This window comes from Nocardia sp. NPDC049707 (assembly GCF_040674855.1).
Lineage (GTDB): Bacteria > Actinomycetota > Actinomycetes > Mycobacteriales > Mycobacteriaceae > Nocardia.
Map to the genome: position 1 here is coordinate 17784 of NZ_JBFANN010000064.1, position 14342 is coordinate 32125.

A 14342-nucleotide genomic window follows, 5' to 3' on the forward strand; every position below is an offset into this window, starting at 1 on the left:
GCGTGCGAGATGTGACAACTGATGTGAGGAAACCACTCAACGACATCGCCGACGCCACCGCTCGCGCCGTTGCGGACGATCCGGCAAACGCACTGGTGGGTTTTCGTGTCTCCGGCACTCCGGAGGGGACGGTGGGCAGTGCGATCACCGTCGGCAAGCACACTATTCGCGTGGATGAGCCCCCTGCACTCGGCGGGGAAGCCACCGCACCGAACCCGGTCGAGGTCTACCTTGCATCGCTGATCGCGTGCCAGGTGGTGACCTATCGATTCTGGGCGCAGCGGCTAGGAATCACGATCGATGATCTAGCGGTGCAGGCCGAGGGAGATCTCGATGTCCGCGGTTTCTTCGGCCTGGATGATCACACCCGCCCCGGCTTCCAGGCGGTGCGGGTAACCGTGCGGATCAGCGGCCCGGAGTCCGCGCAACGGTACAACGAACTGCAACATGCAGTCGACACCCATTGCCCGGTACTGGATCTCACAACTGGACATACTCCCGTCGACACCACCCTGATCACGAGTTAGCGCTACGACTGGCGACCGGTCCGGCATCCCCTGAACGCCGGTGACGTGCGGAACTCGACTGCCTTGTCGACGATCACTCCGGTCGACGGTTCGCCTTGGCGGACAGTGACTTCTGGCTGACGCTGCGCGCCGCCGCTGTGGACACGGGCATCGGCAACGGCGGCCGCAGAGTCATTCCGCAGGGCTCGTCCCTAGCTGCCATGACAAACGGTCGGCGCCCCTGGCATCGTTGTCGGGAAGCGGAGCCGAACTCGCCGATCGCGCGATGCTAGATCGGGGGCAGGGCCGCAGCCGCTGAGGAGCCGGCCCGGTCGGCCGCGAGTGCCCCGGCCAGCGCCCAGGTGCGGTGCTGATCGTCGGGACCGGCCAGATCCGTGGTGGTCAGTACGACCTCGGTGGCGCCCGCGTCGTAGTAGCGCTGGATTCCGGCGGCGATGGTCTCCTCGTCGCCGATGAGCGCCAGTTCCGCCGCCCGCGAGGCACCTTCGAGTTCGATGACCCGGCGATAGGACGGCACCTGCTCGTAGAACGCCAGCTCTTGTACCGCCGCCGCACGAGTGCCCTCGGCATCGGAGGTGACGACTGCGGGGACGAAGGCGACGATGCGTGGTGCGGTTTGCGACGCCTGCGTGATCACCGGCACGATGTGCTCGCTCAGGGTCTTCGGGCCCGCCAGATACGGCAGGGTGCCGTCGGCGAGTTCCCCGGTAACGCGTAGTGCTTGCGGCCCCATCGCGGCCACCAACACCGGTACGCGTGGTTCTGCCCCGGGAACCGTGGTCGACAGCGGCGGCGTGACCGTCAGCAGTTCGCCGTGGAAGTCGGCGGTGCCCGTGTCGAGCAATTCCCGCAGCGCGGTGAGGAACTCGCGCAAGCGGGTAATGGGCCGATCGAAGGTCGTGCCGAACGCACCGGCGACCAGCGTCGAACCGACAGCCACGCCCAGATGATAACGGCCGTGCGTCGCGGCTTGGGCGGTCTGCGCCTGAGCGGACACCAGCAGCGGATGGCGGCCGACCACAGGGATGGCCGAGGTGCCGACCTGTAGGTCCGGCACCTCCCGGCCCACTATGGCGGCGAGGGCGGGGGAGTCGTAGTCCATCCGCTGTCCGAACCACACCGACCCGATACCCAGCTCGGCGACCGAGTGGGCCTGCGCCACGATCTGGTCGACGTAGTTGCCCGAATTCGAGGCAGCGAGCGCAATTCCGAGAGTCATGCCGAGGGCAACCTGTGTTCCGGAGCGCCTGTTCCCCAGCGGCGAGATCAAATCAGCTTGATCACAAGGGTTTTCGTCGTCCGGGAGTCTGTGGTCCGATCCTATGCGGAGGCGCACGCGACCGGGCAAGCTGTTATCAGGAAAACCCGCTCCGCCAGTTCAGCACATGGACCAACTATTGCGGGTGATCGAGTCCATATGGGGACGGTCTCGGTAGCATTGGACAGCATCCTCGCGGCCACGTCGCCCAACACTGTGGACCAGGTGTCCGACGATCGAGCGGTAATGGGGGGACGCTGTCCGGATACTGGTGCGGCCGTTGACGAATGAGGTCGACCGCTACCTCGTCATCACCAATAGGCAAGCGAGCCGGAGCATCCGGACACTACAGGAGTTGCTGTCACCTGAATAGCACGTATCTGAATCAAGCCCGAGAACTATCCTCGGGCAGGCGGGCCAAGGCATTCACGGGACAAGCGCTGAAGCGACTGCTTCGATGACATGATCGACATCGGTGTCGGTATTGAAGTAATGGAATCCTACTCTGAGTGCACCGCTTTCGGTCAAGGTGGCTCGCACCTTGGCTTTTCGAAGGGCAGCGGGGTCGATGCGGCGATATTCGGGTGGCGCGGTGACAACGATGTGAGACGGCGCACCGTTGTTGAGCGGACGAAAGCCCTTCTCCCGCATACGTCTGGTGTAGTCGGACGCGAGGCGGAGGGTGTGGCGACGGCTTTCATCCTCGCTGATCTGCGAAAGTAGGCTCAGCGCTGCACGAGCGCCGATCCAGGATATCCACGCGGGTGAGGAGTTGCAGCGGGTCATCGTTGCCGATTCTGTGTACGGGCCCCCGAAATAGTGCTCGGCGTCACGGGCGGTTTTCCAGCTGGCAACCGTCGGTAGGAGTTCTGCTCTGGCGGGGTCGGCGACCAGCCAGGTGGTCCCGCGCGGACAGAGCATCCATTTGTAGCCGTGCGCGGCAATGATGTCTGCGGGGTGCCGAGCGAGATTGCTGCGGAGAACGCCCAGCGACTGAGTGAGGTTGGCGTAGACGAGTGCATCGTGTTGGTGGGCGGCATGGCATATCGCCTCGATATCGACCAACTCGCCGTCATTGGTCAGCACTTCACTCACCATTACCAGCCCCGTAGTGGGCCTGATCGCGTCGATAATTGCGGCGGTGCGACTTCTGCCCGGTTGTCGGGCAACGACACAAAGATCGGTACCTGTCGCATCGTGGTAGTGATGTGCGGGGAAGAGAACACTGCGGAACTCGTCCTCGGCAACGACAATCGTGGTGCCGGGCGCGGTGCTGCGTACCGCGACCGTGGACGCTTCCGCGAGGGAGGTCTGGGCGGCGATGGTATCGGGCCCCACTCCGGTGTACCGGGCGAAGTCCGAACGCGCAGCATCAACGGCATGGTCCCAATCGAGCCAGTCGAACGAGCCGGACGACCAGTCGTCGAGGGCCTGACGCAGAGTGGTGACAACCGGCGTCGCCCCGGGGGGCGCGCCAGGGGTATCGAGCCAGGTCCACGTTTCGAGAGCGGGAAAGTTTGCCCGGAATTCTTCCGGTGTCATGACGGGCTGGGAATGGCGACGACAGCTTCGATCTCGACACGCAGCCGCGGCTTCGCCAATGCTGTGACTGTTGCTGCGGAATGCGCTGGATACTGGCCGCCGGGGAACCATCGAGCGTAGACCTCGTCACGTGCTCGTGCGAATTCGGCGAACCCATCGTCGCCGACGACGAGGGTAAGCATTTTGACGATCGATGCGGGAGTCACTCGCAGGTGATCCAGCACCATTTCGAGGTTGGCGAAAACTTGTTTGGTCTGGTCGTAGCAACTATCCGAGTCCAATGCTCCGTCTGCTCCGACACCGATCTGTCCCGAGATGTATGCCATGGTGGTCGAGCTGGGGACCAGCACGACGTGGCTGAACTTGCCGATAGGCGGGGCGATGGTAGGTGGGTTCACATATTTCATGCGATTCTGTTCCTCTCGGAAGGTGGGGTCACGCGGTGCCGCGGCGCGGGATGAAAACCGTTTTGCCGAAGTTGTTTCCTGAAGCCATCTCGCGGAACGCATCCGGCGCTTCACTCAACGGGCGGTACGCATGTACCACAGGTCTGATTTCGTAGTCTGTGACAAAGGCGAGCATGCGGGCGAATTCAGGTGCACTGCCCATCGAGGTGCCTTCGAGACTTATCTGTCGGAAAAACAGGTCACGCAACGACAGCGTGATATCCGGTGCGGTCGTGGCGCCGAAGGAGACAATGCGACCACCCGGCCGTACCGCACGGATCGCGGCGGGAAACGAGAATGCTCCGACGCTGTCGAGCACCAGGTCCGCCGGGGCGTGGAGGTGTTCGTCGAAGTCGGCGGCGCCAACGACGACGTGGGCCGCGCCGAGGGTGCGCGCTTGCGCGGCTTTACTGTGGTGTCGGGTAACGACGGTGACTTCAGCGCCGACCGCGACGGCCATGCTCAGGGCCATGGTTCCGGCGCCGCCGGTGGCACCGGTGATGACGACGTGATCGCCGGGCCGAAGATTGCCTTTGGTAAACAGCGCACGGTAGGCGGTAAGCCCAGCCAGTGGCAGCGCGGCAGCTTCGATGTCGGACAGGTGTTGCGGGACCGGGTGAACGTTGTCTGCGGGCACTCGGACGTATTCGGCGAAAGTGCCCTGGACCGGGCCGCCCAGGATGATCGGTACCTGCGGTACATCATCGGGATCGGTCCACCCCAGACAAGGGTTGACCACCATACGGCGGCCGACCAGTTCCTGCCCCGCATCGATGCCGGCGGCGATGACAGTGCCGACGGCATCGGCGCCAACGATCTTCGCGTCGTCGCCGCTGTGGGCGTCGATCACGAACAGTTCGTGTCGGTTCAGACCAGCCGCGGCTATTTCGATCAGAACATCGTCAGCGCCGATCTCCGGGCGGGGCACGTAGTCCAGACGCAAACCGTCAGGCCCGGGTATGTCGGAGTGCAGCAAGGCTTGCATGGTGAAGTGATGAGACATGAGAATCCGTACTGGTTGAAGGTGTCTGGTATCGCGAAGTCGGCAGTGCGCCCGTCAGACGGGCGCTGCGGCGTAGGCCTGGTACACGTTGTCCAGAACATCGCGCAAGATGTCGAGCGCTTCGTATGCCTCGGTCTCCGTCACCGTCATCGGCGGTGTCACTCGCAGCACGTTGCCCGCCAACCCGCCCTTGCCGATCAGCAGACCAGCGTTGCGGGCTTCGGCCAATACGGTGTCGGTCTGTCGTACCGCTGGCGTCCGAGTATTCGGCACGATGAGCTCGACGCCGATCATCAGCCCGGCACCACGAACTTCACCGATCAGCGGACAACTACCGGCCAGGGCGTCGAGGCCCTGGCGCAGTATCCGTCCTACATGCTCGGCGTTGGCTTGCAGATCGTGGGACTCGATGTAGTCGAGAACGGCGTTGGCAGTGGTCATGGCGAGAGGGTTGCCCCCGGCGGTGGAGATGGAGTTGGCCGTCAGGCAGTCCATCAGTTCGGCTTCGGCCACTACTCCGCCGATGGCGATTCCATTGGCAAGGCCCTTTGCGAATGTGATCGCTTGCGGCCGCACCCCATAGTGCTCGATACCGAAATAGGACCTCCCGGTCCGGCCCCAACCGGACTGGACCTCGTCTGAGACGAACGGCACGTCGTACTGGTCGAGGACGGTTTTCATCTCGACGAAGAAGTCGTCGGGAGGGGTCGCGAATCCACCAGCACCTTGGATGGGCTCGGCGATATAGCAGGCAATATCACCTGAGGTCGATGTCTCGATCATCGTCTGCAGCTCGTCGCGGCACACGGCGGTGAACTCGCGATCCGCCAGGTGACCGAACGGGCTCCGGTACTTGTATCCGGAGTGGGCATAGGTGACCTGTAGCGGACTCAGACTCGATGCGGACCAGCGACGGATACCCGTTGTGGCCGTCGCTCCGAAGGAGCGCCCGTGATAACTCCCGCGAAGGGCGATGACCTGATTGGACGCCCGCGCCGTGGTCGTCAGCAGAAACGCAGTCTCGACTGCCTCGGAGCCGGAATTGACGAAGAAAACCTTGGGGTTATCGACCGGAGCGCGAGCCACAATTTTCTCGGCGAGTTCCACCTGACTCCGGATCAGATACAGGGTGCTCGAATGCAGAATCCGGTTTGTCTGCCGTTGTATGGCCTCGGTGATCTCCGGGATGTCGTGGCCGACCATAGTAGCGAGGAGTCCGCCGAAGAAGTCGAGGTACGTTCGGCCATCTCCGCCGGTGACGTGTCGGCCCTTACCCTCGACCAGTTCCAGTGGGTCATCGTAGTAGGTGGCCATCCAGGTGGGCATCACCGCACGGTGGCGCTCGTGCAGGGTCGGTTCGGTGCCAGCTGCGCTCATAAGTTGATCCTTTGTCTGCCTATTGGTGGCTGCGCTGCAGACGCGCGGCGATGTCTTCGCTGAAGGCGGCAACCAGATCGGTGGCCACCATTGCCTGTCGATAACCGAAAACGACTGTGGCACAGTGGCGGATAGCGATCGTGGGATGTCCGAGTTCGTCGTCGACAGCGACGACAGCGGCGTACGGCTCGGAGACCGCCACCGTGACCAGTACGTCTGCGGAGGACGGTGGCGTATAGAGCGCTGCTGTTGTCGGGGGGAGGTGTAGCTCCACGCCGACCGCGTTCTCGTTCACGTAGGGATCGCCGGTCGGTGCGGCAAGAGCACGGACCAGTCCTGTCGAAGACAGTGTGTTGGCGTTTGGAATCGTCACCTTGCCGTCGTTGACAGACGGATCGTGAATCGTGATCACCGTGTCGGTACCGACCGATATCGGCCCGGAGTTGCCGTCCGTCCGTGGAACGGCGAGAAGATCCACTGAGTCGACGATCGCACTGACGAGCAGCGCCGTCCGTGAATGTCGGTCGGAAGTCTCGACGGCTGTCGGCGGAACATTCGTCCACGTCGTGGATAGGTAGCTGACCTGACCGGACGAAGGGCTCTCGCGGCCCGTGAGCACGGCGACGGTGGTGTCGCTCGTTGCTGTCGGCGCATCGTTGATCCACGCGACAAGACCCGGGTGATTGTCGATCGCCTCGGTCGGCGGGTATTGGATGAACCCCTCGACATCGGCGATCGCTTCCATCTCGGTCCCGCGTGCGTCGATCAGTTCGGCGACTGCGTCGAAGCGGTGAACTCGCGCGCCGTCCTCGACAAGTCGCTGCGCGACAGTGACGGTGGTGACGTCCAGATACGGCGGCGCAACCAGCTCTCTGATACGAATCGGGCCGGTCATAGGGCTGAAACCGGGGATTCCATCAGTGTCCGTACCCGGTTGACAATGGTGTCGGTACCAGGCACGACTGCTTGGAGCAGCGACGGTGCTGCGGGAATACGCGCGTCCGGAGTAGCAATCCTGATTGGGGGACGTCGGGTGGCGATTCCCAATTCGGCGATCGATGCGAGCACTTCGGCCCCCAGCCCGGCGAACTGGTGCGCTTCGTGGACGACCGCAAGGACGCCGGTCCTTTCGACGCTCTTGGCGACCGTGTCGATATCGAGCGGCCGAAGCCACCGCATATCGATGACCTCTACGGAGATTCCGTGGTCGCGGTCGAGTTGCTCGGCCGCATCGAGTACCTTGTGCTGGATCGCGCCCCAGGTTGCGATGGTCAGGTCGGTTCCGCTGCGCCGCGTAGCCGCGCCACCGGGAATCGGGATCGGGCCGTCCAGGGTCACCGGTTGCCTGGTTGTGTGGTAGAGATTGCGATTCTCGATCACGATGGTTGGGTCGTCGCTGGCGATAGCGGCCAGCAGCAGATCGTGGGCGTCCTGGTGCGTTGCCGGCATACAGACCTCGAGACCAGGTATGTGCGCGAAAAGGGCTTCCAGATTCTGCGAGTGCTGGGCGCAAGCACCGGGTCCGTTCCCCTGCTGGGTCCGGATGGTCAGCGGAGCGGTCAGGGTGCCGCGGTTGATGTACCGGACGTTTGCCGCTTGGTTGACAATTTGGTCGAAGGCGACGAGGGCGAAGTCCGCCCACATGATCTCAACGATGGGCCGCCGCCCGACGAGCGCCGCGCCGACTGCTCCGCCGAGGATGGCGGATTCGGAAATGGGTGTGTCGAATACCCGGTCGCCGAACATCTTGCGTAGTCCTTTGGTGACACCGAACACGCCGCCGGGGATGGCGACGTCCTCGCCGAAGAGCAAGGTCGTGGGGTCGTCGGTCATCGCACGTCGAAGGGCCCGGTTCACGCTCTCGGCGTAGGTGAGTTCTTTTCGGGTAGCGTCACGCATAGAGGTGCTCCAGGACGGTCGCGGGATCGGCGAGCGGGGCTTTTTGGGCTTGTTCGCTTGCGGCGCGAACCTCGGTGGTAGCGCGCTCGACGGTCGATTCGATGTCGCGCTTCGCAACGCCCCGTTGCATGAGGGCGGCAGTCAACCGGGCTATGGGCTCGGCAGCTTGGATACGCTCGAGTTCGCCGGCCTGCCGATACTGCTGTGCGTCGCCGATGTAGTGGCCGACGATGCGGTCGGTCATGGCCTCGACTATGGTGGGGCCCTTTCCAGCGCGAGCGTGCGCGACTGCGTGTGCCATGGCGCCGTGCACGGCGTCGGTATCGTTGCCGTCTACGCGAACTCCCGGCATGCCGTACGCGGAGGCTCGCTTGAAAAGGCGGTCGGAGGTTGTGGTCGCGGTGATCGGGGTCAGCTCCGACCAGTGGTTGTTCTCGACCACGAATACCACGGGCAGTGACATGACAGCAGCAAAGTTGAATGCCTCGTGCACCGAGCCTTGGTTGACGGCACCATCGCCGAAGGCGGCCACAGTGACGCGGTTCGAGCCGTCGTAACGGGCCGCGAGGGCCGCACCGGCGGCGATAGGTGCTCCCGCGCCGACAATCGAGTTCTCGCCCATCATGCCGACCTCCGGAACGGAGAGGTATGCCGACCCGCCGCGACCACCGTTGACACCGTCTTGTCGGCCCATCAGCTCGGCGAACATCCCGACCATCGGCGCGCCGCAGGCCAGCGCCCAGCCGTGCCCGCGATAGGTCGGAAACACGAGGTCACGTGACAGATCGAGGGCGGCTACCGCACCGGTGTAGATCGCTTCCTGGCCGCTGCACAGGTGCACCGACCCGACGACGACGCCGAGGCCGCGCAAGCGTTCGATCTCGGTTTCGAACTCTCGAATGCGAACCATGGTGCTCAGGTAACCCAGCAGCCGGGCGCTGTCAGCCTCTTGTGCAGGCGTGTACGCCGCTGTTGATGGGGTGGGGGTCATTGTTTGTGGTCCTCAGGAATGGTCGTCGGCGACGCACATACGTAACCGGGAGGGCGGTGGGCTAGGCGGGCCGAAAGTCGGATTCGCCCGGGACGCCGGGGATAGTGAGGCGTCCGGTCTTGAGCAGATTGGTGGCCAGTGCGCCCGCTTCCCGGACCTCATTGGCGAGGGTGCTGCGCAGTTGGGGGAACCGTGAGACCGGCACCGAAACGGTGAACGAACCAGCCGGCGTGCCGGATGCGTCGAAAAATGGGGCCGCTACACAGCAGATGTCGTTCTCGAAGGCTTCGATGTCCAGGGCGTACCCACGGCGCCGGATCGTGTCGAGTTCGACCACCAGGTCCTCGAACGTGCCGATCGTGTTCGCGGTCAGCTTCGTCAGTGGCGTTCCATCGAACATCATGCTCACCTGCGCTGCCGGCAGGTAGGCCAGTATCGCTTGGCACGAGGCCCTGGCATGCATGTTGCCGATGTAGCCGACGTTCAAGTTCTTGACTGTGACCGACTGCACTCCAGTGATCACCTGCTGGCGCAGGATCGTCCCGTGGAACCACCCACAGACATACGCCGTCTCATGGGTTTTGTTGTGCAGGCGCGTGAGAATCGCGGCGATGTCCGGCGCGGGGGATGTCCGTGCGGCCACGCTCTTGCCGAGCAAAGTTCCGCGCGGCCCGATATCGAACCTTCCACCGGGTAGCCGCAGCACATAGCCCTCTGCACGCAGTGTGCGAAGTAGGTGGTAGCACGTCGCCGGCTTCAGCCCCAATTGCCGCGCCAACGATTTCGGAGTGGCCGTGCCGTTGCGTTCGGCGACCGCTTCCAGGACCGCCAGCCCGCGGACCAAGGTCTGCAGAACAGTCTCGGAAGTGGCCGGTCCGGACGAGACAGTGGTGGCTTCCACCTGGTCATCGTTCACGGCAGCGAGTCCCTGTCGGCCAGTTCGGCCCAAGCCACCAGCGCGTGTGCCAAGACCCGCGCGGCTTCGACGACATCGCGTTCGGCGATCTTCTCGTCGGGGCTGTGGGCGTAGCGCATCTCGCCCGGCCCGAAAACAACAGTCGCTACCCCGGCGTCCCGCAGAATTCCGGCATCACATCCTGCGGTCATACCCTCGATCCTGGGCGTCAGGTCCGCGCGGCGGCACCCCTCGGCAAGCGCGCGTACCACCGAGTCGGATTCCGGTGTCTCCCAACTGTGCAACCCCTGGTTGTTCCATCGAATGACCGGCGGGTGCTCGGTCAGCCACGGGTCAGCGGCGGCAACAGCGTCGACGCAGGCGGTAAGGACATCGCGGACGTGGTCCATGCTCTCGCCCGGCATGACGCCGATCCGGCCGGACAGGGTCCCGCGGGCGGGCACCGCAGCGCGCCAGCCACCGATATCGACAGTGCCTATCGCCAGCGGCACGGCACTTGGGAACGGCATCCGCTCGTCGGTCAACATCGCGGCACGCTCGTCACCGAGTCGCCGCAGGGCGCGATAGATCTCGATGGTCTTCGGACCGGCGTCGATGCCGTGCCACGGCACCGATGTGTGGGCGGCACGGCCGGTCACCTCCACAGTGAAGAAGAGGAGCCCGGACGCAACAGTGACAATGGCTCCATCGGTGGGCTCGAGAACAATCGTCCCCAGCCTCGAGGGGATCCGCTCGAGCGCCGCACGGGTGCCGATCCCCGTGGTTTCCTCTCCGACCACGAGTTCGACCGCAACATCGAAGGGCAGGTCCACACCAGCTCGATCGAGAGCATCCAGCGCCCACAGCGCGGATGCGATGCCCCCCTTGGTGTCGACCGCTCCTCTGCCGTGCACGAATCCATCGGCACGAGCACCCGAGAACGGAGCCCGCTCCCACTGGTCCTCGTCCAAGACGGGAACCACGTCCACGTGACCGTTGATCACCACCACCGGCAGTTCTGGTCTACGCACCCGGTAGTACCCGATGACATTCGCGCGCTCGTCGATCCGTGGCTCCACCGCACCGGTTTCCGAGTGCGCGACCGCGCTCGACGCCAGTACCTGCCTGTCCACCGGCCATCCCCGGGAGGCGAAGAAGTCGACGTACAGATCGGTGACACTGTCCTCGCTTCCAGTGACACTCGCGCGTGACACCGTGGCGGACAAGAACTGCAACTGTTCGTCCGCCGCGATGTCGATCGAGTCCATCGAAACTCGTTGACTCGAAGAGTGATTGATGTTCGAGATCATGTCTGCGGTCCTTCCGCTGCTCGCTCAATGCGCCAGCGAGAACCATGATCACCAGCACCCGAAAGAGAAGTCCAGCATATGACGGTTGGTTTCGATTATTTGAAATTCTTCTCTCCGCGATGCCGCTGCCAGGTTCTATGGAAGCCTCTTGGATCAGTGTGAACTGCGCCATAGCCAGTATTTCAGATAGTCGACATCGTGTTCGCAGCGCTGGTTTTCACTTCACCGCTCGTTCATCTTGTAACGGCAACTACCGAGCAATGAGCTCGGGGACAAGTAGCCGGTCGATACTCAGGACCACCGCAAAGGCCGCCCGAGATCAGCCCCGCCTCGAGGAAGAGGAGCTCATGTGACGAGCCCACTGTCATCCGGCATCGGAGATACCCAAAGCCCCGCCCCCAACGCGGCTATCACGGGCACGTTCGGAGCGATGCCGGCGTTCGCTCCGTTATTCGTCCCCGGAACCGAACAGGCGTCCGTCCGATGGCTCTCGGTGGTCTACCCGACCAGCCGCGACATCGTCGACGCCGTACTCCCGGCACCACTTACCGGCACCCCGATGCCGGAAGTGATCATATGGATCGCCGAGTTTCGTGGCGCACGGTTCACCAACGGCGACGGAAACGTCGAAACTCGCCCTGCCTACATGCAGGGGGGTGTGAACCTGCGGTGTCGGCACGACGGCACCGAGGGCGCCTACGCCGTCGAAACGTTCGTGGAAGGCCTCAATCACGGCATCCTCGGACGAGAGATGTTCGGGCTACCCAAAAAACAGGTTCGCCATGTCGAACTACACCAGCTGTCCGGGAACGCGACCTTCGGTTTCACCGACGCCCGCGGACACCCCCTGCTTGCCGGTTTCGCCCGTGCGAGCACCACAGCGGTCGACCGAATCGCCCCGGACTGGTTCGGCACGCAGTACACGGCGAAGCTCATCCCGCGGGCGGACGGCCCCGGCTACGACATCAGCCGGCTCGTCCGGATACCGTTCGGATTCGACGTGAACGGCCCATTGCAGGCCGGAACAGCGACGTTCGAATGGTCGCCGTCGCCCAGCGACCCACTACATCTCTTCAAACCTCTCGGGGAAGCCAGTGCGGTGTGGGGCGAGGCCCAAATGACCGTCGATTACGGGACCTATGTGGCCGACCTGAACCCCCACGACATCGCCGCCCTCGGAACACCCCAATGGTAAGCCCCAGAAAGACCGCAATGCTTAGTCACAACACCACTCTCGACACCGTCGCACCCGGTATGACCCAGGAGCGACGGCGCGCGATCATCGCCGCCTGTATCGGCAACTTCCTCGAATGGTACGAGTTCGTGCTGTACGGGTATTTCGCAACGATCTTCTCCGTGCTTTTCTTCGTGGACAGTGATCCCACTGTCGCGCTGATGATCACGTTCCTGGTCTTCGGCATCAGCTTCGTCGTCCGACCGCTCGGTGGGATCTTGTTCGGGCACATCGGAGATAAATACGGGCGCAAGGTCACCCTCTCAGCGATCATCATCACCATCTCGCTGGCCACGGCGTTGATTGCGGTGGTGCCGTCCTACGCCAGCATCGGCATCGCGGCTCCCATCCTGATCCTGTTGTTGCGATGCTTGCAAGGACTCTCGGCCGGCGGTGAGTGGATGGGAGCCGCCGCGTATGTGGTCGAGTCCGCGCCCGCGCACCGCCGGGCTTTCTACGGCAGCTGGCAGACGATCACCATTACTTTGGGAATGTTCACTGCGGCATTGACGTCGCTCGTCTTGTCTCTCACATTGACGGCAGAACAACTGCAGTCCTGGGGATGGCGCGTTCCGTTCCTCGCTGCCTTTCCCCTCGGGATGATCGGTCTCTACATGCGGCTCAAGCTCGAAGAGTCCATCGAGTTCGACGAAATGAGCCAGACCGAACAGCGAGAGAAGTCGCCGTTGCTCAACGCGATCACGCAAGACTGGCGATCAATTCTGCTGGTGTGCGGGCTGGTGTGCTCACCCACCATGTGCACCTACGTCCTGCTGGTTTTCGGCCCTACGTTCCTCAGCAAAAACCTGCACATGAACGCCAACACGGCGCGGGCAGCGTGCCTGGTCGCCATGCTGATACTCGTCGTTCTCGTCGTCGTCTTCGCACGGATATGCGACCGCGTGGGCCGCAAGCCGTTCGTCGTCTTCGGTGCCATTCTTGTCGCCATCACCGCACCGCTCGGGTTCCTCCTGATCCATCAGCGCTCGTTCGCGACCGTGATCGTCGGTATGGCCCTGATTCTCGTCGGAGATGCGATGATGCTGGCGCCACAGCCCGCCCTGTTCTCTGAGCTGTTCCCCACTTCCCGCCGCTACAGTGGCCTCGCGATCGGGTACAACCTCGGCGTCGTCCTGTTCGGTGGAGCGGGACCACTCGTCGCCACCGCACTCATCACCGCCACGCACTCCACCTACGCCCCGGCGATGTACTTGGTGGCAGGGGCGGTAATCAGCCTCGTAGCCGCAGTGCTAGTGCGTGAGACGCTCGGAGTTTCGCTGCGCTCAGGCCGCATCGAGACCGCGACGCAGACCGCAGACTGACCGTCGATGCTGACGCGCAGTCGCTAGCGGCTGCGCGTTGACAAATCACGATCCGTTCGCTGGTCCGAACAGTCGAACTGTCAAGGGTTCAAGTCCCCTGCTCCACAGAACGTCAAAGCCGCAGGTCAACGGCCTGCGGTTTTGACGCGTATATGTAGTTATCACGAGTCACAACCGGTCCGGAGAACCAGCACCACCCCGCCAGCCAGCCTCAGGCCAGCCACCCCGAAACTTATGGGCGATTCACTCTAGGGCCATACCGGTTACGCGGCACGGTCCGGTCAGAATAGGACGTCGGCGAGGCGTTTGACGTCGTCGATGTCATCGGTGCCGGTGTTGAAGACGATGTCGGTGGCCCCGATATCGGCGAAGGACGAGAGCGCCTCCTTGACCTTCGCGGGCGAGTCGCACACAGCCTCGACGGCCTGGCGAGTCAACTCCTGACCGGAGGCGATGTAGTAGTCGTGGATGTTTCGCTTACCCGTTTCGCCGTTGCCGAGGGCGAAGTACATCAATGTCACCAGTCGCGGTGCGCCCG

General features: G+C 63.4%; 13 protein-coding genes and 1 pseudogene. 3 read left to right on the top strand and 11 right to left on the bottom strand.

What is annotated here, in order from left to right:
* Positions 1-11 precede the first annotated feature (11 nt).
* Positions 12-527 carry an OsmC family protein gene (locus AB0J29_RS34230; RefSeq protein WP_364794884.1) on the top strand — a complete coding sequence of 172 codons (516 nt, stop codon included), beginning with the start codon at positions 12-14 and terminating at the stop codon, positions 525-527.
* A gap of 268 nt (positions 528-795) precedes the next feature.
* Here AB0J29_RS34230 and AB0J29_RS34235 read toward each other — a convergent pair whose 3' ends face one another.
* From AB0J29_RS34235 to AB0J29_RS34280, 10 genes are all read right to left on the bottom strand, one after another.
* Positions 796-1746, bottom strand: a complete 951-nt coding sequence (locus AB0J29_RS34235; RefSeq protein WP_364794885.1) for a TIGR03564 family F420-dependent LLM class oxidoreductase — start codon at positions 1744-1746, stop codon at positions 796-798.
* Positions 1747-2211: 465 nt separating this feature from the next.
* Complete coding sequence (locus AB0J29_RS34240) at positions 2212-3327, bottom strand: aminotransferase class V-fold PLP-dependent enzyme (RefSeq protein ID WP_364794886.1); 1116 nt, start codon at positions 3325-3327, stop codon at positions 2212-2214.
* Positions 3324-3734 (bottom strand): RidA family protein, encoded by a 411-nt coding sequence (locus AB0J29_RS34245; protein ID WP_364794887.1) that lies wholly within the window; start codon positions 3732-3734, stop codon positions 3324-3326. The genes AB0J29_RS34240 and AB0J29_RS34245 overlap by 4 nt, the downstream gene beginning before the upstream one ends.
* Positions 3735-3762: 28 nt before the next feature.
* Positions 3763-4776, bottom strand: coding sequence for a zinc-binding dehydrogenase (locus AB0J29_RS34250; RefSeq protein WP_364794888.1), 1014 nt, complete (start codon positions 4774-4776; stop codon positions 3763-3765).
* A 54-nt stretch (positions 4777-4830) separates the two neighbouring features.
* Positions 4831-6153: an aspartate aminotransferase family protein gene (locus AB0J29_RS34255; protein WP_364794890.1), complete on the bottom strand. Its 1323-nt coding sequence runs from the start codon at positions 6151-6153 to the stop codon at positions 4831-4833.
* Between the two features lie 19 nt (positions 6154-6172).
* Positions 6173-7048 (bottom strand): hypothetical protein, encoded by an 876-nt coding sequence (locus tag AB0J29_RS34260; RefSeq protein ID WP_364794892.1) that lies wholly within the window; start codon positions 7046-7048, stop codon positions 6173-6175.
* Positions 7045-8052, bottom strand: coding sequence for a transketolase C-terminal domain-containing protein (locus AB0J29_RS34265; protein ID WP_364794894.1), 1008 nt, complete (start codon positions 8050-8052; stop codon positions 7045-7047). The genes AB0J29_RS34260 and AB0J29_RS34265 overlap by 4 nt, the downstream gene beginning before the upstream one ends.
* On the bottom strand, positions 8045-9043 hold the full coding sequence (locus AB0J29_RS34270; RefSeq protein ID WP_364794896.1) for a thiamine pyrophosphate-dependent dehydrogenase E1 component subunit alpha: 999 nt from the start codon (positions 9041-9043) through the stop codon (positions 8045-8047). Before AB0J29_RS34270 ends, AB0J29_RS34265 begins: the two co-directional genes overlap by 8 nt.
* 61 nt (positions 9044-9104) lie before the next feature.
* Positions 9105-9959 (bottom strand): IclR family transcriptional regulator, encoded by an 855-nt coding sequence (locus AB0J29_RS34275; protein WP_364794897.1) that lies wholly within the window; start codon positions 9957-9959, stop codon positions 9105-9107.
* Complete coding sequence (locus AB0J29_RS34280) at positions 9956-11206, bottom strand: M20/M25/M40 family metallo-hydrolase (RefSeq protein ID WP_364794899.1); 1251 nt, start codon at positions 11204-11206, stop codon at positions 9956-9958. Before AB0J29_RS34280 ends, AB0J29_RS34275 begins: the two co-directional genes overlap by 4 nt.
* A gap of 472 nt (positions 11207-11678) precedes the next feature.
* Here AB0J29_RS34280 and AB0J29_RS34285 point away from each other — a divergent pair, with 472 nt between their 5' ends.
* A complete protein-coding gene (locus AB0J29_RS34285) occupies positions 11679-12443 on the top strand; it encodes an acetoacetate decarboxylase family protein (protein WP_364794901.1) in 765 nt (254 codons plus the stop codon).
* 17 nt (positions 12444-12460) lie between these two features.
* Positions 12461-13804 (top strand): MFS transporter, encoded by a 1344-nt coding sequence (locus tag AB0J29_RS34290; protein ID WP_364794903.1) that lies wholly within the window; start codon positions 12461-12463, stop codon positions 13802-13804.
* 281 nt (positions 13805-14085) lie between these two features.
* Here the strand turns inward: AB0J29_RS34290 and AB0J29_RS34295 are convergent.
* A pseudogene (locus tag AB0J29_RS34295) lies at positions 14086-14342 on the bottom strand (LLM class flavin-dependent oxidoreductase); the annotation flags it as partial.

Coding starts and splice junctions, on each gene's coding strand:
- AB0J29_RS34235 (WP_364794885.1), bottom strand. CDS start 1,746: ATGACTCTCGGAATTGCGCTCGCTGCCTCGAATTCGGGCAACTACGTC.
- AB0J29_RS34240 (WP_364794886.1), bottom strand. CDS start 3,327: ATGACACCGGAAGAATTCCGGGCAAACTTTCCCGCTCTCGAAACGTGG.
- AB0J29_RS34245 (WP_364794887.1), bottom strand. CDS start 3,734: ATGAAATATGTGAACCCACCTACCATCGCCCCGCCTATCGGCAAGTTC.
- AB0J29_RS34250 (WP_364794888.1), bottom strand. CDS start 4,776: ATGTCTCATCACTTCACCATGCAAGCCTTGCTGCACTCCGACATACCC.
- AB0J29_RS34255 (WP_364794890.1), bottom strand. CDS start 6,153: ATGAGCGCAGCTGGCACCGAACCGACCCTGCACGAGCGCCACCGTGCG.
- AB0J29_RS34260 (WP_364794892.1), bottom strand. CDS start 7,048: ATGACCGGCCCGATTCGTATCAGAGAGCTGGTTGCGCCGCCGTATCTG.
- AB0J29_RS34265 (WP_364794894.1), bottom strand. CDS start 8,052: ATGCGTGACGCTACCCGAAAAGAACTCACCTACGCCGAGAGCGTGAAC.
- AB0J29_RS34270 (WP_364794896.1), bottom strand. CDS start 9,043: ATGACCCCCACCCCATCAACAGCGGCGTACACGCCTGCACAAGAGGCT.
- AB0J29_RS34280 (WP_364794899.1), bottom strand. CDS start 11,206: ATGGACTCGATCGACATCGCGGCGGACGAACAGTTGCAGTTCTTGTCC.
- AB0J29_RS34285 (WP_364794901.1), top strand. CDS start 11,679: ATGCCGGCGTTCGCTCCGTTATTCGTCCCCGGAACCGAACAGGCGTCC.
- AB0J29_RS34290 (WP_364794903.1), top strand. CDS start 12,461: ATGCTTAGTCACAACACCACTCTCGACACCGTCGCACCCGGTATGACC.